Source organism: Streptococcus sp. A25 (assembly GCF_043674095.1).
GTDB lineage: Bacteria > Bacillota > Bacilli > Lactobacillales > Streptococcaceae > Streptococcus > Streptococcus suis_V.
On sequence record NZ_JBIMJO010000001.1, the window covers coordinates 147,412 to 168,710 of the forward strand.

A 21,299-nucleotide genomic window follows, 5' to 3' on the forward strand; every position below is an offset into this window, starting at 1 on the left:
CCATTGAGAAAAGGAAGTTTATGAGCTTAGATATTGAGAAGTACCGGCAGCTGGCCCTGCAAAAACAGGGAGAGCACCGCAAATTTTTGGCTAGCTTGAAGAAAAAGCCACCGAAAAATTTAGATAAAATTGTCAAGGAATTGCACGACGAGGTCTTCCAAGAAATTGACTGCACCAAATGTGCCAATTGTTGCAAGGATTTAGGACCAGACTTGACGGAGGCGGATATTACCCGCATGGCCAAGCTCTTTCGGATGAAATTGTCGACCTTTGAGTCCACCTATCTGCGGGTGGATGAGGATGGCGACAAGGTCTTCCAGTCCATGCCCTGTCCATTTCTGGGCCCTGACAATCTCTGTGACGTCTATGACGCCCGTCCCAAGGCCTGCGCAGCCTTTCCCCATACCGACCGAAAGCGTTTCTATCAGATTAACCATCTGACCTTGAAAAACACGCTCATTTGCCCAGCAGCCTATCTTTTTGTAGAGCGGTTGAAAGAGAGAGTGTAAGAAAGAATTCACCGAAAGGAAATACTATGGAAAAATTTTGTCAGTGTCTTGTGCTATGCCTTTGAATTTGCATGGCCTAGATGTTCGTGGAAGTGAGAAAGATGGGACGAAATCGTCTATCTATTGCTCTTATTGTTATGTCAACGGTCGTTTTGTAGAGCCAGACATCAGTTTTGAAGAAATGTTAGCTAAGGGCAAAACTGCTATTTCAAATGGTCAAGGAAATGCCTTTGTCAAATGGTTGATGAAGGCCAGCTATCCTATGATGCTCAAGAAAACCAAACGCTGGAAAGCTTAGTGAGTCCTCTGACAATAGTCAGAGGATTTTTCTGTCGTGTTCATATTCTGATTTTTATTCTAATTAGTGCTATAATAGTATTTGTTGAGTTCAGGTAAGAGGAGGTAGTTATGTCATTATTATTGTCACCGGTTGAGATTGCTGGTTTGTCGCTCAAAAATCGTGTGGTCATGCCACCTATGTGTATGTACGAAGTCAAGGCTGAAGATGGGTTGCCAACGGCCTTCCATCATGCCCACTATGGCGCGCGTGCTATCGGCGGAGTTGGCCTGATTATCCAAGAAGCGACGGCTGTAGAACCAGATGGTCGGTTATCTAAGCATGACTTGGGCATTTGGACAGATGAACAGGCACAGGCTCTAGCCAAATTAGTTTCGGAATTGAAGGCTTTCGGAAGTAAGGTCGGTATCCAGCTCAGTCATGGTGGCCGTAAGGCCAAGGATGCGGAACTGCCCCTTGCTCCGACTGCTCTTGCCTTTAACCAAGATTACAAGGTACCGCAGGAAATGACCCTTGAAGATATTGAGCGTGTTCAGTCTGCTTTTGTGGCGGCTGCGGCGCGTGCAGCTCAGGCTGGCTACGACATGATTGAAATTCACGGGGCGCATGGCTATTTAGTCAATCAATTTCTGGAACCCTTGACCAATCAGCGGACGGATGCCTACGGTGGTAGTCTGGAAAATCGATTCCGTTTCTTGAAAGAAATTATCGAAGATGTGAAAGCTGTCTTTACTGGTCCAGTTTGGGTGCGCTTGTCAGTGACCGCCTACGATGAGACTGGCCAGCAAAATACACTCCAAGATTACCAACAAATTGCTAAATGGTTGGAAGAACTGGGCGTGGCTTGCCTGGATATCTCAACTGGCGGTGTCATGGATACGCGACCAAATATTCCAATCTATGGTGGTTATCAGGCTGGTTTTTCTGCCAAAATCAAAGAAGTTGTCAGTATTCCAGTTACAGCTGTTGGCTTGCTTAATAGTCCAGAGTTGGGAGAATATATCTTGCAAAATGGCCAGGCTGATTTGATCCAAGTCGGTCGTGGTCTCATTCGTAATGTCAATTGGTTGGCAGAGGCGGCCGAGGTCCTGCACGACCATGATTTTCAAGTCTACAATGCCTCTTACCAACGTGGTCAGGTCAAGTAGGGGCTTGCTGGGAATGATACAGTTGAGTTCCAGGCTATTTTCAAAAAATAAACTTCAGACTTGACTTAAAGTAGGTTTAAGTTGATACAGTAGTGATGGAGGCAGCTATGTCCACGATTAAAGAAATTTCGGAGTTGCTGGGGATTTCAGCGCCGACCATCCGTTTTTATGATAAAGAGGGAATGGTGGAGATTCCTAGAAATGAGCGGGGTATCCGTCAGTTTGATGAGCGGAGCATTGACCGGCTCAAGGCCATTGTCCACAATCGCCGTGTGGGAATGCCCTTGGAGGATATCCAGAAGATTTTGGCGGAGTTCCACAATCATGCCCTGTCGTCGAACTTGCTCAAGAAAACGCAGGCCCAGCTGGAGGATCAGATCGCGGCCTTGCAGGAGACCCATGCCTATCTGGTAAAGAAAATCGAGATCCATCAGCAGTTAGCCCAGCTAGAAGCTTAGGGAATTTCGGCAAATGAGCGGACAGATGCCTACTACGATATACGAAGAAAAGACGCAGAGTCCTAGTGTTTCAAAAAGGAGGAAACATGGAAAACTATACACTTTCAAATGGTGTCAAGATTCCAAAGATTGGTTTTGGTACTTGGCAGATTAAAGAAGGCGATGATGCCTACAAGAGTGTGGCGCACGCCCTCAAGGTTGGCTACACGCATGTCGATACGGCGCAGATTTATGGAAATGAGCGCAGTGTTGGTCGTGCCATCGCAGATAGTGACCTGGCGCGTGAGGATATTTTCCTGACGACAAAGGTCTGGAACGACAAGCACGATTATGAGCTTGCTAAGGCGTCGATTGAGGAATCGCTGGAAAAATTAGGCGTTGACTATCTTGACTTGCTCTTGATTCACTGGCCAAATCCAAAGGCGCTCCGTGAGAATGATGCCTGGAAGGCTGGAAATGCTGGTGCCTGGAAGGCCATGGAGGAAGCCTACAAGGCAGGCAAGGTCCGCGCTATCGGTGTATCCAATTTTATGATCCATCACCTGGAAGCCTTGTTTGAAACAGCTGAAATCAAGCCACAGGTCAACCAAGTTCTCTTGGCACCGGGTTGCACGCAGGAAGAATTAGCAGCCTTCTGCCGTGAGCACGACATTCTTCTTGAAGCCTATAGTCCACTGGGAACAGGCAGCATCTTCAAGAATAAAGTAGTGCAAGAAATTGCTGAAAAGACTGGCAAATCTGTTGCCCAAGTGGCATTACGTTGGAGCCTGCAAAAAGGATTCTTGCCTCTACCAAAATCTGTCACACCAGCCAATATTGAAAGCAATTTGAACATCTTTGACTTTGAATTGTCGGCAGATGATGTGGCGACCTTGGATAGTGTTGAAGGCGTCAGCGTCCAATCTAATCCAGACAATGTGAATTTTTAAGAAACTCAACAGCTGACGAAAGTTGGCTGTTTTTTGTGCGAGCACGGTCTGTACACCAATCCAATAAGAATGCGCGTGACCGATCTATTTTTAGAATACATTAGGAACCATTAAAAATTTACTTGAGTGAGGAAATAATTGTGCCAAATATGTTGTAGATTTCCTGTAAGTATCGCGGTAAGTGTGCCTAATCACATCTATCCCAAATTTGATATTAAAGATATGGTATAATAGTTTCATTAACCTTTGATAAAATAATTCGCCTCTGAAAGGAAAAGCATCATGACCTACAAATTTCTACTTTTCGACCTTGACCATACTTTGTTGGATTTTGCGACTGGTGAGGAGATTGCCCTCACTCAGTTTCTGGAATTTATGGAAGTGGAGGACATTCAGGCCTTTAAAGATGTCTATCGTCCGCTCAATCAGGGCATGTGGAAGGACTTGGAAAAGGGTTTGATTACCAAGAAGGAGCTGGTCAATACTCGATTTTCGCGGGCCTTTGCCCATTTCGGACGGCAGGAAGACGGAGCTGAGTTGGCCCTTCGTTACCAAGAATTTATCGGTCGTCAAGGACAGATTTTTGAGGGAGCGGATGATTTGCTTGAGACCTTGACGGAGCGTGGCTACCAGATTTATGGCGCGACCAACGGCATCACCTACATCCAGGAAAATCGTCTCAAACACTCACCCATTGGCAGCTATTTCAAGCAAGTATTTATCTCTGAGCAGATGGGGACCCAGAAGCCGGAGCTTGATTTTTATGAAAAAATAGCAGAGCAGATTACCGGTTTTGACCTGTTCAGAGCGCTCATGATTGGTGACAGCCTGACGGCAGACATCCAAGGCGGTATCAACGCTGGCATGGATACAGTCTGGTACAATCCAGCTGGCCTAGAAAATACAAGCCATCTCAAACCAACCTACACCATCAGCAACTACCAGCAATTAATAGATATCTTATAAGCAGCGAGACCATTGCTTGCTTTTTTCATTTTTTCAAATCTTAAAATTCTTGTAACAATATTGTATAAATAGTTTTAAAAATGAAATAAATATGCTATACTAGAGTAGTGTATTCTGCACAATCTATCAAAACAAAAGGAGAAATAATATGAAAAAGATTGATTGGATTGAATATTTTGAAGCTATCAATGGTCGTTCGCCAGAAGCTCATGAGATTGAAGCTGCTCTTGTCGCTGGAGAATTTGAAGAGGATGACCTTCAAAATGTACCTACAGAAGAAGTTGTTCAAGAAGAAAAAGTTGATGCAGAGTCTACTGTAGAGCCTGTTTCAGCTCCAGAAGACATTCCTGCCCAGCAACCAGTTCAGGAACCAGCTCAAGCCTTCGCTCAGCAAACCAATGCTCAAGCGCAACAAGCACAGCCACAGCCAATGGTACAGCAGGTAAATCCGCAGGCCTTACAACAAGCGCCAGCTGCACCATCAGCATTCGGTCTCTTCTTCAAGCAGTTTAGAGAGTGGATTGTGTCTGCTTGGAAGAAACCAACTTCAATTGCCAGCCATACCCACAAATATAACGGTTTGACCTCTCTCTTGCTCATCGCCTTTTTCGCAGCCCTGACGATTTATTTCCCAATGGTTAAGGCGGCAAACAGTGTCAATAGCTTTACAAATAGTCTGACTTCAGAACTCGGTAGTCTGTTTGAGGGCGCTAATGGCTACGATGCTTATGGTTCTTCCGCACCTGCAGTAAGTGTTGGACTGGATATCTTGTTTAAGACCTTTATCGGAATTGCTCTGATTATTTTTTCAATTGTCCTGGCAGGATTTGTGGTGAAACGCTTTATCTACAAAGAACAGCAATATACATTTGCTTACACTCTTGAATATTATGGTCGTTTGTTTGCGGTAAACGTATTGCTTTATGCAATTGCGGCCTTGTCAGCTGTTTTGGGAATTTTCTCTCTGGTTGGTGTTGCGACCTCTTTAGCCCTCTTTGCCGTGGGTTCAGCCAGCGTCTATGCCCTTGCTAACTTTACTAATTCATCACAGATGGACTCCTTGTATCGCTACTTTATTGCTATTTTGGTAAATGGTCTGATTATCTTTGTATCAGGAATTATTGCAGCCTCTATCGTAGGACAAATGTTCTGGTCAAGTCTCTTTTAATCAAATAGGAGTTGAAATATGGCAACGAAAGAAAAATGGATTGATTTATTTGAAAAGGTTGTTGGTAGAAAGCCAACCCCTGCTGAATTTGTTAAGGCCAAGGAAGTTGACTTTGACTTAAAGCAAATCAAGGCCATAGCAGGATTGGACAGCGACCAACAAGTAGCTGCAGAAAATGTGGCTGAGAATGGTGCAGAGACTGTAGCAGAAGCAGTTCAAACAGCCCAGCCTGTACAGCCAGTAGCGGAAGTAGTACCTGTAGAGCCAGCCCAGCCTGTTCAAGAGGTGGAGCAGGTCCTTGTGGAACAACCTGTCTTTACCACTTATCAAACCAAGCCACAGAGCAAGAAAAAGAAGATTCTCTTTGGCTTGGGTGCTGTGGCCCTACTTGCACTCGGCGCGGGCTACTACTATATGGATTCTGTGACTGGAATGGACATCGCTGTTGATGAATTCCAAACAGCAGTTGACAGCAATGATTACGACCAGATTGCGACCCTCCTATCTTCTAATGATGACAAGTGGTCCAAGTCAGAGGCTAAGGATTTTATCCAATATTTGAACTCTGAAGGCGTCGATATCAAGAGTGAGCTAGATGCCATTGAAGCATCTGGCGGAAAAAATACTTTTAACGACCAACGTGGAAATAAGTTGCTCGGATTACGTGAAAAAGGACGTAAATTGGGTCTTTTTCCAGAATACCAAGTGACCAGTTATCCGGTTGAAATTCTTGTCAATAGTGACCTGTCTGAATTATCTATTGATGACCAAAAGATTGAAGCCAACAAAGAAACATCTTTGGGTGAACATCATTTTGCCAATAAAGAATTCAAGGCTAAGGGCAAAACTAAATCTGGAGACTTTGAAACCAGCTTGCAGCCGAATCTCAGCCAAGCTGAAGAAAACAGGATTGTCATGACTCTATCGCCTGTTCAGAAAACGCTCAACCTACACCTGCCGGTCGATAACGGCTCTATCAAGGACATCAAGGTCTTCTCTGGTGATAAGGAAATTGCCAAATCACTGTCAGACAGCGTTGAAGTTCTAGACAATCAACATCTTGATTTGAAGGTTAGCTTTAATTTTGAGGGCGCAACATTTACAACGGAATCTACCAAGGTTCTGGTCGATCCAGCAGTTGGCGAAATTTATGCGGATTTGACCATGTCTTCTGAGGAAAGCAAGAAGTTGACGGACGCTCAAAAAGCTAAGGAAAGCAAGGAAGCTCAGGCCAAAGAGGAGCAGGAAACCAAGGAAAAAATCCAGACCTTCATGAATGACTATATCGAGTCAATGCGGTCTTCTATTACCCACCGTACCGTTCAGTTTGACAGATATTTCGATACCTCAAGTGAGGTATATCGTATATATGTAAACTATATTGAGGGTGGCGGTGTTGCCAGAGCCAATATTGATTACCAAACGACGATTGATTATACTGTGACGGATGTCAAGAAAGATGGAGACAATTACGTCGTGACCGTTCATAATCAATTTAGAGAAGTTTATCTCAATGGTAAATCGAGTACCTTGACGAAAAAACAAGTCTTTAATCTGAGACAAAATGGTGATTCGTTCTTGATTTATGGAGTAAGTGAAACGTGAGGCAAATAATGATGAATAAAAAAAGCTTGAGTTTTCTCTTGCTCTCCGCTCTGCTCTTAACAGCATGCGGCCAATCAGAAAGCAAGGTAGAATCAAGTAAATCAAATGACACCAGTCATTCAAGCAAGACAGCGCAAACCACGACTGAAGTGTCATCAGAAACCAGCGAAACTGCTGAAGGGTCAGAAAACAGTAGCGATGCTAGTTCGTCGTCTGAACAGGCCGAGGAGACCATTGCTACAGATGCAAACTACAACGGCTCTTATTACAGTGTCCAAGGGAAATACGGACCAGTTGTCATTGCCAATAAAAAGCATCCTCTGGCAGCTTCCTACGCTCCAGGTGAGGACCCGCAAGCTTTGGTAGCCTTCCAGAGCCTGATTGCAGACATGCAGGCACAAGGGTTCGCTGTATCGCATTCCTATAGTGGTTTCCGTTCTTACGAGACCCAGGCTGGGCTCTATCAGTCCTATGTCAATCGTGATGGTCAGGTTGCTGCCGATACCTATTCAGCCCGTCCAGGCTATAGTGAGCATCAGACAGGCTTAGCATTTGACCTAATGGACAGCGCTGGCAATCTCTTAGAAGAGCCGACCGCAGCCAACTGGGTAGCTAAAAACGCCCACAACTATGGCTTTATCGTTCGGTATCAGCCTGGAAAAGAAGCCATCACAGGCTACATGGCTGAAGCCTGGCACCTGCGTTATATTGGCCAAGAAGCGACTGACATTTACAATTCTGGCCTGACCCTGGAAGAGTATTTCGGCGTTGCTGGCGGCGGTTATCAATAATAGAAAAAAGTATTTGACCATACAAATCAGATGTGATATGATGGTTTATCTTATAAAGTCGTTTAGTTTACTTTTAGTACTTGCATCAACAGTCTGGGAGACTGTTGAAGGGTATAATGATACAGCAGATGTATTCTGCGTCAATAGTCGCAGGCATAACTGAAGTTAGGCAAGACGAGTTAACGAAGTAATAAAAGATAAACCATATGACGATAATTGGAGGAACATAATGTTTAAAGCAATGGAAGTATATTTGGTAACCAATGGTAACGGATTGGAAGCCATCGAATTTTACAAAAATGCCCTCGGTGCAACAGTTGAGCAAGTAAATTTGTTCAAGGATTTCTTGCCAGATTGTCCAGCTGAATTGGAAAATCATGTGATGAATGCACAATTCCGCTTGCCAAACGGTCAACGTTTCATGCTTTCTGATAACAACCCAGAAATGCCTTACTTAGTAGGCGACAACATCACCGTTGCCCTTATCACTGATGATGCTGAAACAGCTAAGGATTTCTACGACAAATTGTCAGTAGATGCTAAAGCCATCAACATGGAGTTGCAGGCAGTGCCATGGTCACCGGCCTACGGAAATGTTACGGACAAATTCGGCATCACATGGCAATTCAACGCAGAAGTTGAAGGCTATGGGGCGGAATACTACGCAGAAGAAAACTAAACACACAAAAAGTTCGGAGCAAATGTTCCGAACTTTTTTGGTTTATATATTATCAATAACTAGCGATTAACCATAACTGGTTGAGTATAATGTTCATGTAGAGTCCTGCCAGCTTGCTCAATAAACTCATCAAGGTAGGACGGTGATTGGATAGTTGGGTTTCGATAAAAGACAAATTCAATAGTGAAGGATGGCTCAGCAATTTCATAAATGCTGCATTTGTTAAAGTTACTAGGTATAGTTACAACCTTTGGTAGAAATATATTCCCAATTCCTTTTTTGACCATGCCAATTGCAGTGTACGTATTTGAGGTTTCATGGATACAATTGATTGATATATTTTCTTGAAAATACGCAGTATCAATAATTTTTCTAAAAACATAATGTTCATTCAATAATATGACAGGCAAGTTATGAAGTTGTTTCATATCCAATGAATTTTTTAGTAGCTCGCGCTGTCTAGTTGGTTGGAAGAGAGAGGATGATTCGGAAGCGATGAGACACATGCTGGAGTCAAAAACGTGGATTGTTTCAAAGTTGCTGTCCTCATTTCCGATACCAAATAGGAGGTCTAAATCGCCTTCATTTAGCATATTTAGAAGGACTTTTGAAGTATTTTCAACGAATTTAAATTCTACCTTGTCCATTGTATTTGTAACGATAGGATAAATAGCTGGTAGAAAAATAGGAGATAACATGGGGTTGATGCCGATACGCAACAGTCCCTTTTTTTCTTTGGCAATAGAGGATAATTGATCCAACATAACGCTGTGAAGTACGTCCACTTTTTCTAAGAAGGCTAAATAAATTTCACCAGCCTGAGTTAATTTCATTTCACGATAGCGGCGTTCAAATAGTTTAGCTCCTAACTCCTCTTCAATTTCTTTTAATATTCTCGAAATATAGGGCTGTGTTACATAGAGTGATTCGGCAGCAGCAGTGATACTTCCTAAGGAAATGATGGATTCAATGATGCTTTTTTTAGAAATACTCGACATTTATATACCTCCATTTTTGTAATTGTTTTAAAATATATTAACATTTTACCATAATGATTTTGTTATGGAAGCATTCTGTTTTGGCATTTCACAAAGTTACTATATCGTATTATAATTTGTCTATAAAGTAAATGAAGCGCTTCCAAAAATTTAAGAATTCACAAACTAACAATTATAGAAACGTATAAACTTATTTTTTAGAACATGGAGGAAATCAATGGATCCTGGACTTATTAGTCTGATAGGGGTTCTCCTATCGTTAAGTCTTCTTATTTACCTTGCTTATAAGGGCTTTCCAATACTTTTTCTAAGTATTATCAGTATGTTGCCGATGATTCTTTTATCTGGCGGAAATATAAACGAGCTGATACAGGAAAATTATATGACTGGCTTTGCAAATTTTGCTCAGCGAAACTGGCTCATTTTCTTCTTCTCAGCAGTATTCGGTCAGATGATGGGAGATTCTGGAGCAGCAAAAGTGATTGCTTATACATTTGCAGGATTTGCTCGGAAATTTCCAGGTAAGGAGCAACTAGTTGCAATTTTGACCCTGATTTTTATTTCATCGACCTTATCATATGGTGGCATCTCGGTCTATGTCTTGGTCTTTACAATGGTGGCTATTTCTAAGGAAATATTTCAAGAGCTAGATATCCCTTGGCACATGTACACTTGTAATGGATTAGCTGCTGGAGTTATTACTATGTCGATGATACCTGGAACACCCTCGATTCAAAATATTATGCCTACGGAGTATCTGGGGACTACGACGATGGCCGCCCCTATACTTGGCTTAATTCTTGCCGTCTTGGCTTTGATAATGGGTGTCGGCTATATCGAATTTCGTTTGAGGCAGGCTCAAAAAAGGGGAGAAGGATTTTATAAGACTGGTTATAGGATTGCAGAGTCAGATATCAAAACTGAGACAGATATTCCTAATATTCCATTATGGCTTTGTTTCTTGCCTTCGATTGTCTTGTTCCTTTTTATGAATATCTTGAAATTCTCGCCACCTATTAGTCTACTCATTACTATTACAGTGACTTACCTGCTGTTCTACAAGCACTTGAAAGGAATTTTTGCTACTATTCAAAAAGCGACCACAAACACTTTGAATGCAGTAGGAGCTACTTGTTCAGTGGTTGGTTTTGGTACAGTGGTGGCGGCTCTACCGGCCTTTCAGTACATCATTTCCGGTCTGGATAAGATTCCTGGTCCGCCTGTAGTCCAGTTGGTCATTGCAGTTAACATTGCTTCCGCAATTACCGGATCATCAGCAGGTGGATTGGGAGTTGGCTTGCAGGTCTTTGGTCAGCGCTTTCTTGATCAGGGAATTCCGGCTCCGGTCATTCATCGCCTAGCAGTTGTCTCTGCTGGTGGCCTAGATTCTTTACCGCATAACGGAGTTGTTATCAATTCCTTAGCTGTTATGCGCTTGACTCACAAGGAATCTTATCTAAATACCTTTGTAACATCAGTTGTGATTCCAATTATTTGTGCCTTTGTTGGTGCAATACTTTATCAAATGGGTATATGGTAACTTTTACCAAATTATTTAGACATTCAGAGAAACTTGAAGGGTGTGAAAATACCTTCCAATCTTTAGGAGGAAAATAAAAATGAGTGAAATTAAACGTGTTGCTGTCATCGGTTCAGGCTTAATGGGGCGTCAAATTGCCCTGAATTCAGCCCTCTATGGCTATACAGTCTTTTTGAATGATAAGAATGAAGAAGCTTTAGAAAAAGCAAAAGAGTGGACAGTCGATTATCTTAATGGACGCATTGCCAAAGGGAAGTTAACCCAAGAGCATATCGATGATGTCAATAAGGTTTTATTCTTTGAACCAGATATAAAATTAGCAGTAGAGGATGTAGATTTAGTCATTGAAGCCATTATTGAGGATCGCCAGATTAAGTTTGATTTCTTCAAAGAAGTGACTGAATTGGTAAAACCAGGTACTATTCTTGCTACAAACTCTAGTTTCATGGTGTCTTCCTTGTTCAAAGATGCTGTTAGAGAACCAGAATTGTTGGCTAATTTCCATTACTTTAATCCAGCTTTGGTAATGAAATTGGTTGAAGTAGTCAAAGGCGAACACACTTCTATGGAAACTGTTGAACGATTAATGGATTTTGCCCGCAATACTGGTAAGGACCCTGTCTTTGTTATGAAAGAAAATGATGGATTCTTAGCGAACTCAGTACTCCGTGCTGTTTCTCGTAAAGCCATGGAACTCTATGATGAAGGCATCGCATCATATCAAGATATTGATACAGCTGTCGAAAAAGGTCTCAATTATCCGATGGGCCCATTCCGCCTGATGGACTTGACCGGTATTGACCTAGCCTATCTAGCTGCCAAACGTCAGCAAGATGAAACTGGAGAGCGTCGTCCAGGTATTGAGTTGTTGGAGAAAATGTACAATGAGAAAAAATGGGGCCGTAAAACAGGCGAAGGTTTCTATAAATATACTAAATAAAATTTAAAAAATATATTTTAAAAATGGAGGAACATATTCATGTCTCAACAAGAAGTAGTGATTGTTGCCTATGGTCGCTCAGCTGTTGCTAAAGCGGGAAAGAAGGGGTTCTTGCGCCTACAACATCCGGTTGATTTTGCCGGCAAGGTTTTGGAAGGGGTGTTAGCAAAAGTACCGAATCTTCCAAAGGAAGAAATCTATGACGTTGTTGTCGGAACAGCCAAACCAGAAGCGGAACAAGGGAACAACGTCGCTCGTCTCATTGCTCTGAGAGCTGGTTTACCGTACAGTGTATCTGCTCAAACGATTAACCGTTTCTGTTCATCAGGTCTACAATCGGTTTCTACAGCAGCAAATATGATTTGGTCCGGTGAGGCAGATGTAGTAGTAGCTGGTGGTGTGGAATCCATGTCCAAACTGCCAATGGCAGGAAATCCTGCTACCCGTGATCAATGGATTTCAGATAATGAACCTGGTCTTTATACGCCAATGGGAATTACAGCAGAAAATGTAGCAGAAAAATATGGTGTGACCCGTGAACAAATGGATGCTTTCGCTGTTGAAAGTCACCACCGTGCAGAGGCTGCTCAAAAAGCTGGTAAGTTTGTTGACGAAATTATCCCAGTGATTGGAAATGACCTAGAGGGCAATGAGTTTGAATTCAAAGATGACCAAGGTATTCGTTATGGTTCGACCATTGAAGCTTTAGGTGCTTTGAATCCTGTCTTTAAAGAAAATGGTACTGTAACAGCTGGACAGGCATCGCAAGTTTCAGACGGTGCAGGATTTGTAGTTCTTATGTCTCGTAAGCGGGCAGAGGAATTAAACATTAAACCGGTTGCCAAATTCCTTGGTTTCAATGTTGCAGGGGTAGATCCAAATATCATGGGAATTGGTCCAATAGAGGCAGTACCACGTTTGTTAAATCGCTTGGATGTCAAAGTAGACGATATTGATGTTATTGAATTGAACGAAGCCTTCGCAGCTCAAGCCCTTCCAATCATCGATACTCTGGGCTTTGATCCAGCTAAGGTCAATCCTAATGGTGGAGCAATCGCCCTTGGTCACCCACTTGGTGCAACAGGTGCTATCTTGATTTCAAAAACAATTTCAGAATTGAAACGAACAAAAGGCAAACTTGGATTGATTACCATGTGTATCGGTGGCGGAATGGGCGCTGCTGGTCTGATTGAACTAATCGAAGATGAGACCTAGTTTCTAGAAAGTGTGTGTGCTATGGAACTAATCAGTCTTATCGGAATGCTGTTTGGGATTGGATTCTTCATTTTCTTATGTGTGAAAGGATTTAATCTAGTACTATCAGCACTACTCTCCGCTTTTATCATTATTCTGACATCAGGCTTACCTATGTTGGAATTGCTCAAAACTGCCTGGGCACCAGGGTTTGCTTCCTTTATTCAAAACTTCTTTCTTATTTTTGCCGCTGGTGCCATTTTTGGTCGTTTGCTCAATGACGGTGGAGCATCAAAGTCTATCGCTATGGGCATCTACAGAGCTATCTCTAAATTGAAGAAGAATCAAAAGTTCTGGGCAGTTGCGTTTGTACCTGTTATGTATGCCATCCTATCCTATGTTGGAGTTTCAGGCTTAGTCATTGTCTATACGGTCATTGACGTATCGGCAGAACTGTTCAAGAAATTTAATATTCCTTGGAGGCTTTATACCAATGGTGGATCGGCTGTTATTGGCGCTCTCTTTATCGGTGGGTCTCTCCAATTGACCAATATTACACCCTCTCAATTTACAGGTCAGCCTATTACAGCTGGTATGGGACTTTCCCTAATCTGTGCACTAGTTTTCTATGCCTATCAAGCTTTCTTTATCGTTTATGATTTAAAAGTTGCGGAGAAGCGTGGTGAAGGATTTGATGAAACTGGTGCTAATTTCTATGCAGGACTTGGAAATAGCAGTGCGGATGAAGATTTACCTTCTGTATCGTTGTCAATTCTTCCAATTGTTGTCATGATTGCTTTGGCGGGTTTCCTTAAAGTTGATGTACTGTATTCGATTACAGCTGGCTGTATCCTTTGTGTCATTCTTTTCTTCAAGCGTTATAAAGCCTTGGATAAGACAATTACAGGAGCTCTATCGTCCGCCTACGCACCAATTTTTGGTGTCGCTGCAACGTCAGCTATAGGTTCAGTTATCAAAGTTGTTCCTGGATTTGCCTTGGTAACTGCTGGCTTGGATATCTTTTCTCCAATGACAAAGGGTGTGCTTCTAATCTCGCTAGTATCCTTTATTACAGCAACAGGAGCAGGTGCTATCAACTCTTTTGGTGCAGAGGTAAATGCTATGTTTACTGAGCAAGCTGGTCTGACGGCAGCAACCTCCCATCGTCTTATGGCCATAGCGGCATCTACATCTATTTCGGCTCATTCGCCAGGTGTAAATAATGCCATGGAATTAGCAAAATTAGAATATCGCAAAGGGATTGTAGTCTACCTTAGGACAGGGCTTCTGGGTGGTGTTATCTCTATTATCGTCGCAATGATTCTTATCAAATTAGGAATATTTGTCTGATGTTAAATAACATTGGAAAAAGCTTGACATGTAATTGTGCAGGTCTGTCGATATTTCTACATTCGACAGGATAAAAAAATGTATTGAAAGGAGTACATATAATGAGTTTGAAAAAACCTTTAGAGGGTATAAAAGTCGTTGAATTAGGAACGTTTATAGCCGTTCCTACGGCAACCAGATGGCTGGCTGACTGGGGTGCAGAAGTTATCAAAATTGAGGGTTTGCAAGGAGATGATTGGCGTCACATAGGTCCAGGTTTCCGAACACCAAAAGCTGATGATGAAAACCCACTTTTTACCGTTCAAAACGCAAACAAAAAACTCTTGGCTTTGAATTTGAAAACCAAGGAAGGTCTGAAAATTCTATTTGATTTGATTAAAGAAGCAGATGTTTTCATTACGAATGTTCGTTTGAAATCTCTTGAGAAAATGAACATTTCTTATGAAACAGTAAAAGCAGTCAATGAAAAGATTATTTATGCTCATTTCACAGGATATGGTTATGAAGGGCCAGCAGCAAGCAGACCAGGTTTTGATATGGCAGCCTTTTGGGCAAGAACGGGTGCAATGGTTGACTGGGGCTCAAAAGGCGACTTTCCTATTAAGCCTTTAGGCGGCTTTGGAGATTCAACGGTCGCATCTGTTATCGCCCTGGGAATCATGGGTGCTTTGTATGGAAGAACTGTTAGTGGCAAAGGAACATTCTTAACATCTTCCTTGTACGGTACAGGTATTTGGTACAATGCTACAGGTGTTGTGGCCACACAAGAGCGGTATGGCGCAGAGTATCCAAAACATAAAATGGCCCCAGGTTCCCCTACGAATCATATCTATCAATCTTCAGATGATCAGTGGGTTATCATTACCCTCGGTAATTATGAACGTCAGGCCCCTGACTTCTACCGTTTGCTAGGATTAGATGAGTACGCAGAGCATCCAGATACAGAGACGATTGCTATCTTGCAAGCTCATCCGGATACCCTGAAGGAATTGATGGAAAAACTTTATCAAGTCTTTAGAACCAAGACAATGGCTGAATGGACTGCTTTATTTGATGAGGCAGATATTGTTTACGAAGTATTGAAACACAATGCAGATGTTTCTAAAGATGAACAAGCCTGGGCTAATAATTATCTTCGTGAAGTTACCTTTGAATCGGGAAATACAGCTGTTATGCCTAATCTTCCAGTATCATTCTCAGAATATGATACCTTTGATTCTTATCAACCGACTGGTCGGATTGGTCGTGATTCAGAAGAAATACTGAAAGCTTTGGGATATTCTGATGAAGAATTCAAAGCCTTTATTGATTCAAATGTAACACTTTAGGAGGGTAAGAACTATGTCTAAACCACAATTAGAATATTTACTATTGGAAGAAAAAGGCAATACAGCTATTGTGACTATCAATCGTCCAGAGGCTATGAATGCCTTGTCTACAGAAGTTTGGAGAGAGCTAAAAGCAACTGTAGATTATCTCAATAATCAAGAAGACATTCGTGCTGTCATCTTGACAGGGGCAGGGGATAAGGCCTTTGCAGCAGGTGCAGATGTAAAAAATCTCTTGGTTAAAAAAGGGAAGGAAAATCTTTCATCCTTTGCTCGCGACTTCTTATTGGGAATGCAAAATTCACGCCTAGTCTTCATTGCAGCCATCAATGGCTATGCCTTTGGTGGAGGTTTAGAATTGTCAATGTTCTGTGATATCCGCATTGCTTCTACAACTGCCTTGCTCGGTTTGCCAGAAACTAACTTGGGACTTTTACCAGGTGCTGGTGGTACACAAAAATTGGTGCGCTTGACCAATGAATCGATTGCAAAACAGGTTATTTTGGGAGGGCGAATTCTTTCAGCCGAAGAAGGTGTGGCAAGTGGATTGATTATGCAAGTAGCTGATCCTGCAGAATTATTGACTGTAGCTGAAAAAGTAGCAAAACGGGTAACGGCTAAGGGACCAATTGCGGTTATGCTGGCTAAACGTGTCATCAACTCCGCAAATGATGTGGATATTCATTCAGGCTTGTTATTTGAAAATTTAGCTTTCTCTGTCCTACTTGATACCAATGATAAGGTTGAAGGTATCAATGCCTTTCTTGAAAAACGTAAAGCAGAATTTAAATCAGAATAAAAGGAGTAATCACTATGGCAACTAAAGAAGAACGGTTAAAAAAACTATTTCCAGAAGATGTATTGCGCATCTCCGAAGATTTGAGTGAAGGTGAACTGACAATTTTGGAAAACCTTTATGAACTCTTGGAGTCTAAATACCGTAAGGATTTGAATACCCATTGGTCGAATTGTACAGTACCAGAAGGATTTTTCGAAGATATGGGAACCCTGGAATACAAATATAGTCCACTATTGTATGAAGGCCGCGAGGGTGCAGATACTCCAAGTCTCATCTTCCAATTCTTCTTCGCCTATACGATGGCCCGTTTCGACCCATCCCTTGCAACGCTAAACGGTGTTCACTCAGGGCTTGGTTTCTACTCATTCCTTTACGGTGGAGACGATGCCCAAAAAGAAAAATATATTAAGAAATTGGCCAACCATGAACTGAGAACCTGTTTTGCCCTCACAGAGCCTGACCATGGTTCTGATGTTGCTTGGGGATTGCAAACAACTGCTCGTCGCGAGGGAGACAAGTGGATTATCAATGGCGCTAAACGCTGGATTGGTGGTGCTAATGTGGCAGATGTCATTCCAGTCTATGCGCGTGATGTTGAGACTGGTAAGCCAAAAGCCTTTATTGTTCGCAGAGACCAACCAGGTGTAGAAGTTTCTGTCATCCAAAATAAAATTGCCTTGCGCATTGTACCAAACTGCGATATTACTTTGACAGATGTTGTGGTGGAAGAGAGTGAACGTCTACAAAAAATCAATTCATTCAAAGATATCGCTCGTATTCTTTATACGACTAGAGCTGGAGTATCCTTCATGGCGACGGGTGCAATTGCGGGTGCCCTAGAAGCTACCTTGAAATATGTCAATGGTCGCGCGCAATTTGGCAAGAAGTTGTCTCAATTTCAATTGACTCAACAAAAGCTAGCTAAGATGAAATCCAACCTTACGACAGCAATGGCACTTTGTGCATCGATTGTTCGCCTGCAAGAAAAAGGTGATTACAATGAAGTGGCAACCTCTATCGGTAAATTGAATAATGCTGAAATGTTGCGCGAAGCCGTTGCACTTGGTCGTTCAGCTTGCGGTGGTAATGGTATTGTAGCTGATTACGATATTGCCCGCTTCTTTGCAGATGCTGAAGCAATCTATACTTACGAAGGTACGCATGAAATGAACTCTTTGATTGTCGGACGTTCACTGACAGGCGAAGCTGCCTTCAACTAATCCTATCAATTGGATACCAAGATTATTTCTCCTTCATTTACAAAGTCTAGTTATTGGTCTACCTCTTCATCACTAACTACCATTTTTCTAAATCAATAACTAGTCGGAGGTTGGTTCTGCCAGCCTCCTGTTTATATAATATTAGGTTAGAAAGGTTAAAATATGTATAAAACTATAGAATTAGACATTCATGATTCTATTGCGACAATCTCGCTGAATCGGCCGGGATTCGGTAATTCATTTGATAAAACAATGTTTGAAGAGACAATCCAAACATTTCATAATTTGGCAGACGATGAAAGAGTGAAAATCATCATCTTACGCGCAAATGGAAAAATTTTTTCCGGTGGAGGTGACATAAACAAATTTAATAAGCTACTTGAAACTCGGGAGCCGTTTGACTTGAACCACACTCTGAATCCTGGTCGACTGGTTATGGCAATCCGTAATAATCCTAAGCCTATTATTGCTGTCATACAAGGTTCAGCGGCTGGAGCAGGATTTGGGCTAGCGATGGCTTGTGACTACCGTATCATTGGAAAGAAAACCAAGTTAGTTCCAGCCTTTAATGGTATCGGTTTACCCGGGGATAATGGGCTATTTTATCTCTTGGGCAAACAAATAGGACCATCAAAACTATTTCAATATTTTACAACGAATCAGATTATCCGTGCAGAAGAAGCTATGGATTTAGGAATTATCACTAAATCTGTAGATGATGAGCATTTGGATAAAGAAGCACTAGATTTTGCTAACTTCCTATTGAATACACCTCTTAAAGTCCTTTCAATTCAAAAAGATTGGCTCAATCGATTCTTCTATCCTGATTTGGAAGCTGCTCTCGAATTAGAAGCTATGCAGACCCATTTGTCTTCTAAGGAACAAGCCTTGTTTGAAGCAGTAGGAGCCTTTTTACGCAAGGAAAAACCAGATTTTACAAGGGTCAATTAAACAAGAAAAAAGAGTTTGGAACTGTTTTCCAAACTCTTTACTTTTATATCATAATTTCTTCCAGTAGACCTTATAGAGGTAATACTGCAAGCCAGCAGCTAAGACCAGAACGAGTGTGAATATTCCTGAGCTAACATAGATTGGACCGATAGTGTTCGTCAGGATTGTTGCAATCACAAAGAGAATGGTTCCCAGAATCATGGTTGCAAAAATTGAGCCTGCAATCAGCCACTGGCCAGCGCCGCGACCGAAGAGCTGATTAGAATTTTGCCAGTTAAGCATGAGGAGTCGCTGATCCCGCCAATAGAAAATCTGTCCAACTAAAATTGCTGTTACTAGGTTACCAATTGTAAAGGAGAGGGCCAAAATTGGGTTTACCTTGAGCAATGCGATTGCCAGGACCAAATAGAGCAAGGCAGGTGGCAGAAATTGGACTGCCGAGACAACCCAGAATTTCTGAATAGTAAACTGCTTAAAGTTGATAGGTAGTGTCTTGATAAAGTGATAATTTTCCTTTTCCAGCGACATGGCCACCCCAATAAAGGTTGTAGCCCCTGCAAACATACTGCCCAGAATAGTTCCAGCCAGCAGAAAAATACCGAAATAATCTACTCCGATTTGACTAAAGGAATCACCATCCATAAATTGTGAGAAACTTGGAAAGAGGGCCACACCCATGATAATTGGCTGTAGGAAGGATTGAACCAGGAGATTGCTGTCGTTAAGCGTAGCCAGGTGGTGTTTAACCAGGGCCTGCTTGAGATTGCTAGGAAGTTTGCCAGATTTTTTCCTGCTCTTCTTGCTGGAAATGGTATCAATGACCAGCATTTGATTGAAATAATTTGGAATAACTGTCTTGGTCGCATAGTAAATCAGACCGATCATAACCAAGATTGGAAGAGCAAAATGTAGGAGCGTAGCCAGCGACAAGGTCTTGCTGACTAGATAGTGGAAACCAACAAAGATCGGAATGGTCGGAAATTCCACAAAGCCACCTGTATCAAACGACCGTACTTGTTGGCTTTGGATGTACATCATGGCCCCAACAGAAATCAGGGACGCTCCAGTTGTCAAGATGGTTGAAATCAAGGTCTTACGAGAACTTTTTGTCAGAATAGTTCCGATAAAATGTACCATGATTAGGTTGACCACATTGACCAGGAGCCAGAGGATGGCAAAGGAAAGTAGGGCAAGTGGTAGCAGGGGCAGTCCTCCGATTTGATAATAGGCCACACCCAGTAGAGTCAGGTTGGGCATGAGGAAGGGCAGAACCATTCCTTGAGCCGACAGAACCTTGGCTACAAAAACCTCACTGTCTTTGACAGGTAGGGCCAGATAGAGTTTGGTGTCCTTGCTATCATAGAAGACGGAGAAAAATCCTGTAAATCCATAAAGGATAGCCATGACCGTAAAGATGCCCAGCTGCATGGAGAAGAAACCAACCGAGCGACTATAGTCAATTCCAAGGAAAAAGACAGTGTAGAGGACGGCAAAGCCCACTACCATAAATCCCTGTTGCCAGAGGATACTTTTGTAGGCCGAAAAGGAGGCATCCTTGCGCTTGCTTTGCTTTTTCTTGACCTGGGCCAGCAATTGCGGATTGGAGTTGAGGATATTGATTTTCACCAATTCCCAGATGACAGATTTGTTCATGCCTCCTCACCTACCTTTTCCTTCTGGCGGCCAGCCAATTCCAGGTAGATAGTTTCCAGGTCCTTATCAGGATACTGGGATTTTAATTCTTCCAGACTACCTACGAAAATCAGACGACCCTTTCTCAGAATGCCAATGCGGTCACAGAGTTGCTCAGCAACGGACAAAACGTGTGTTGAAAAGAGAACCGTATTGCCACCTCTGGCATGTTCCTTCATCATCTGCTTGAGGTCAAAGGAGGCTTGCGGATCCAGTCCAGTCAAGGGCTCATCTAAAATCCAAATATCTGGATTGGGTATCAGAGCACCGATAATAATGGTCTTCTGCCGCATACCGTGGGAGAAACTATCGATAGGCTCGTGCTGGCGGGCGGTCATGTCGAAAAGAGTTGATAGGGTCCCGATGCGCTGGTCTACGTCCTCCTTCGGCACACCATAGACCTTGCCGAGGAAGTGCCAGTATTCAAATGCTGTCAGATTGAGGAAGATATCTGGCGAGTCTGGAACGTAGGCAATCCGCTTTTTAATCTCATCCCGATGCTCAGCCAGAGTGAGATTGTCCACCAAAATATGACCTTCCGTCGCCTCAATAATGGAGGTCAGCAGACTAATGGTCGTGGTTTTTCCGGCACCGTTGTGGCCAATCAGCCCAAAAATCTCACCCGATTCAATGGTCAAATTCAAGTCCTCCAAGGCAAGATTGTCACCGTAAGCCTTAGTAATGTGGTCGAATGTAATCATAAGCTCCTCCTTAGTCGTTCAAATGATATATAGAC

At 42.5% G+C, this 21,299-nt stretch carries 21 protein-coding genes; 18 read left to right on the forward strand and 3 right to left on the reverse strand.

The window, feature by feature from the left end:
• Positions 1-20: 20 nt before the first annotated feature.
• The 10 genes from ACHBID_RS00710 to ACHBID_RS00755 all read left to right on the forward strand — a co-directional run bounded on the left by ACHBID_RS00710 (position 21) and on the right by ACHBID_RS00755 (position 8,551).
• On the forward strand, positions 21-509 hold the full coding sequence (locus ACHBID_RS00710; protein WP_105110808.1) for a YkgJ family cysteine cluster protein: 489 nt from the start codon (positions 21-23) through the stop codon (positions 507-509).
• Positions 510-552: 43 nt separating this feature from the next.
• A complete protein-coding gene (locus ACHBID_RS00715; RefSeq protein ID WP_306455674.1) occupies positions 553-807 on the forward strand; it encodes a zinc ribbon domain-containing protein in 255 nt (84 codons plus the stop codon).
• A 110-nt stretch (positions 808-917) separates the two neighbouring features.
• Entirely contained in the window at positions 918-1,955 is a 1,038-nt protein-coding gene (locus tag ACHBID_RS00720; RefSeq protein WP_394731329.1) for an NADH:flavin oxidoreductase/NADH oxidase, read from the forward strand.
• Between the two features lie 107 nt (positions 1,956-2,062).
• The gene (locus ACHBID_RS00725) at positions 2,063-2,413 is read left to right on the forward strand and encodes a MerR family transcriptional regulator (protein WP_394731328.1); all 351 of its coding nucleotides are present in this window, start codon (positions 2,063-2,065) and stop codon (positions 2,411-2,413) included.
• 86 nt (positions 2,414-2,499) lie between these two features.
• Complete coding sequence (locus ACHBID_RS00730; protein ID WP_394731327.1) at positions 2,500-3,342, forward strand: aldo/keto reductase; 843 nt, start codon at positions 2,500-2,502, stop codon at positions 3,340-3,342.
• Positions 3,343-3,624: 282 nt separating this feature from the next.
• Positions 3,625-4,308, forward strand: coding sequence for a YjjG family noncanonical pyrimidine nucleotidase (locus tag ACHBID_RS00735; protein WP_170242485.1), 684 nt, complete (start codon positions 3,625-3,627; stop codon positions 4,306-4,308).
• A 148-nt stretch (positions 4,309-4,456) separates the two neighbouring features.
• A complete protein-coding gene (locus tag ACHBID_RS00740) occupies positions 4,457-5,476 on the forward strand; it encodes a DUF6574 domain-containing protein (protein ID WP_172023361.1) in 1,020 nt (339 codons plus the stop codon).
• Positions 5,477-5,494: 18 nt separating this feature from the next.
• Positions 5,495-7,081 (forward strand): TcaA second domain-containing protein, encoded by a 1,587-nt coding sequence (locus tag ACHBID_RS00745; RefSeq protein ID WP_394731325.1) that lies wholly within the window; start codon positions 5,495-5,497, stop codon positions 7,079-7,081.
• 8 nt (positions 7,082-7,089) lie between these two features.
• Positions 7,090-7,872, forward strand: coding sequence for an LD-carboxypeptidase LdcB/DacB (gene ldcB, locus ACHBID_RS00750; RefSeq protein WP_105161297.1), 783 nt, complete (start codon positions 7,090-7,092; stop codon positions 7,870-7,872).
• A 229-nt stretch (positions 7,873-8,101) separates the two neighbouring features.
• The gene (locus ACHBID_RS00755; RefSeq protein WP_394731324.1) at positions 8,102-8,551 is read left to right on the forward strand and encodes a VOC family protein; all 450 of its coding nucleotides are present in this window, start codon (positions 8,102-8,104) and stop codon (positions 8,549-8,551) included.
• A gap of 59 nt (positions 8,552-8,610) precedes the next feature.
• Here ACHBID_RS00755 and ACHBID_RS00760 read toward each other — a convergent pair whose 3' ends face one another.
• The gene (locus ACHBID_RS00760; protein WP_105161299.1) at positions 8,611-9,549 is read right to left on the reverse strand and encodes a LysR family transcriptional regulator; all 939 of its coding nucleotides are present in this window, start codon (positions 9,547-9,549) and stop codon (positions 8,611-8,613) included.
• A 382-nt stretch (positions 9,550-9,931) separates the two neighbouring features.
• Here ACHBID_RS00760 and ACHBID_RS00765 point away from each other — a divergent pair, with 382 nt between their 5' ends.
• From ACHBID_RS00765 to ACHBID_RS00800, 8 genes are all read left to right on the forward strand, one after another.
• Positions 9,932-11,089: a GntP family permease gene (locus ACHBID_RS00765; protein WP_105161300.1), complete on the forward strand. Its 1,158-nt coding sequence runs from the start codon at positions 9,932-9,934 to the stop codon at positions 11,087-11,089.
• A 79-nt stretch (positions 11,090-11,168) separates the two neighbouring features.
• Positions 11,169-12,029, forward strand: a complete 861-nt coding sequence (locus tag ACHBID_RS00770) for a 3-hydroxyacyl-CoA dehydrogenase family protein (protein ID WP_202850082.1) — start codon at positions 11,169-11,171, stop codon at positions 12,027-12,029.
• A gap of 39 nt (positions 12,030-12,068) precedes the next feature.
• On the forward strand, positions 12,069-13,244 hold the full coding sequence (locus ACHBID_RS00775; RefSeq protein WP_105161301.1) for a thiolase family protein: 1,176 nt from the start codon (positions 12,069-12,071) through the stop codon (positions 13,242-13,244).
• Positions 13,245-13,265: 21 nt separating this feature from the next.
• Positions 13,266-14,573, forward strand: coding sequence for a GntP family permease (locus tag ACHBID_RS00780; RefSeq protein ID WP_153056081.1), 1,308 nt, complete (start codon positions 13,266-13,268; stop codon positions 14,571-14,573).
• Between the two features lie 101 nt (positions 14,574-14,674).
• Positions 14,675-15,901 carry a CaiB/BaiF CoA-transferase family protein gene (locus ACHBID_RS00785; RefSeq protein WP_105110829.1) on the forward strand — a complete coding sequence of 409 codons (1,227 nt, stop codon included), beginning with the start codon at positions 14,675-14,677 and terminating at the stop codon, positions 15,899-15,901.
• A gap of 13 nt (positions 15,902-15,914) precedes the next feature.
• Positions 15,915-16,700 carry an enoyl-CoA hydratase/isomerase family protein gene (locus ACHBID_RS00790; RefSeq protein ID WP_105161303.1) on the forward strand — a complete coding sequence of 262 codons (786 nt, stop codon included), beginning with the start codon at positions 15,915-15,917 and terminating at the stop codon, positions 16,698-16,700.
• 14 nt (positions 16,701-16,714) lie between these two features.
• On the forward strand, positions 16,715-17,920 hold the full coding sequence (locus ACHBID_RS00795) for an acyl-CoA dehydrogenase family protein (protein WP_105122727.1): 1,206 nt from the start codon (positions 16,715-16,717) through the stop codon (positions 17,918-17,920).
• A gap of 162 nt (positions 17,921-18,082) precedes the next feature.
• On the forward strand, positions 18,083-18,871 hold the full coding sequence (locus ACHBID_RS00800; RefSeq protein WP_105122728.1) for an enoyl-CoA hydratase/isomerase family protein: 789 nt from the start codon (positions 18,083-18,085) through the stop codon (positions 18,869-18,871).
• 48 nt (positions 18,872-18,919) lie between these two features.
• Here ACHBID_RS00800 and ACHBID_RS00805 read toward each other — a convergent pair whose 3' ends face one another.
• Positions 18,920-20,524, reverse strand: a complete 1,605-nt coding sequence (locus tag ACHBID_RS00805) for a permease (protein WP_394731323.1) — start codon at positions 20,522-20,524, stop codon at positions 18,920-18,922.
• Positions 20,521-21,264: an ATP-binding cassette domain-containing protein gene (locus ACHBID_RS00810; RefSeq protein ID WP_172099385.1), complete on the reverse strand. Its 744-nt coding sequence runs from the start codon at positions 21,262-21,264 to the stop codon at positions 20,521-20,523. The genes ACHBID_RS00805 and ACHBID_RS00810 overlap by 4 nt, the downstream gene beginning before the upstream one ends.
• Positions 21,265-21,299: the final 35 nt, after the last annotated feature.

Bases quoted from the DNA above. Each gene is read 5' to 3' on its own strand.
- ldcB (WP_105161297.1), top strand. From the start codon at position 7,090: ATGATGAATAAAAAAAGCTTGAGTTTTCTCTTGCTCTCCGCTCTGCTC.
- ACHBID_RS00780 (WP_153056081.1), top strand. From the start codon at position 13,266: ATGGAACTAATCAGTCTTATCGGAATGCTGTTTGGGATTGGATTCTTC.
- ACHBID_RS00775 (WP_105161301.1), top strand. From the start codon at position 12,069: ATGTCTCAACAAGAAGTAGTGATTGTTGCCTATGGTCGCTCAGCTGTT.
- ACHBID_RS00755 (WP_394731324.1), top strand. From the start codon at position 8,102: ATGTTTAAAGCAATGGAAGTATATTTGGTAACCAATGGTAACGGATTG.
- ACHBID_RS00810 (WP_172099385.1), bottom strand. From the start codon at position 21,264: ATGATTACATTCGACCACATTACTAAGGCTTACGGTGACAATCTTGCC.
- ACHBID_RS00790 (WP_105161303.1), top strand. From the start codon at position 15,915: ATGTCTAAACCACAATTAGAATATTTACTATTGGAAGAAAAAGGCAAT.
- ACHBID_RS00800 (WP_105122728.1), top strand. From the start codon at position 18,083: ATGTATAAAACTATAGAATTAGACATTCATGATTCTATTGCGACAATC.
- ACHBID_RS00725 (WP_394731328.1), top strand. From the start codon at position 2,063: ATGTCCACGATTAAAGAAATTTCGGAGTTGCTGGGGATTTCAGCGCCG.
- ACHBID_RS00760 (WP_105161299.1), bottom strand. From the start codon at position 9,549: ATGTCGAGTATTTCTAAAAAAAGCATCATTGAATCCATCATTTCCTTA.
- ACHBID_RS00770 (WP_202850082.1), top strand. From the start codon at position 11,169: ATGAGTGAAATTAAACGTGTTGCTGTCATCGGTTCAGGCTTAATGGGG.
- ACHBID_RS00710 (WP_105110808.1), top strand. From the start codon at position 21: ATGAGCTTAGATATTGAGAAGTACCGGCAGCTGGCCCTGCAAAAACAG.
- ACHBID_RS00785 (WP_105110829.1), top strand. From the start codon at position 14,675: ATGAGTTTGAAAAAACCTTTAGAGGGTATAAAAGTCGTTGAATTAGGA.
- ACHBID_RS00765 (WP_105161300.1), top strand. From the start codon at position 9,932: ATGACTGGCTTTGCAAATTTTGCTCAGCGAAACTGGCTCATTTTCTTC.
- ACHBID_RS00720 (WP_394731329.1), top strand. From the start codon at position 918: ATGTCATTATTATTGTCACCGGTTGAGATTGCTGGTTTGTCGCTCAAA.
- ACHBID_RS00735 (WP_170242485.1), top strand. From the start codon at position 3,625: ATGACCTACAAATTTCTACTTTTCGACCTTGACCATACTTTGTTGGAT.
- ACHBID_RS00805 (WP_394731323.1), bottom strand. From the start codon at position 20,524: ATGAACAAATCTGTCATCTGGGAATTGGTGAAAATCAATATCCTCAAC.
- ACHBID_RS00795 (WP_105122727.1), top strand. From the start codon at position 16,715: ATGGCAACTAAAGAAGAACGGTTAAAAAAACTATTTCCAGAAGATGTA.
- ACHBID_RS00745 (WP_394731325.1), top strand. From the start codon at position 5,495: ATGGCAACGAAAGAAAAATGGATTGATTTATTTGAAAAGGTTGTTGGT.
- ACHBID_RS00730 (WP_394731327.1), top strand. From the start codon at position 2,500: ATGGAAAACTATACACTTTCAAATGGTGTCAAGATTCCAAAGATTGGT.
- ACHBID_RS00740 (WP_172023361.1), top strand. From the start codon at position 4,457: ATGAAAAAGATTGATTGGATTGAATATTTTGAAGCTATCAATGGTCGT.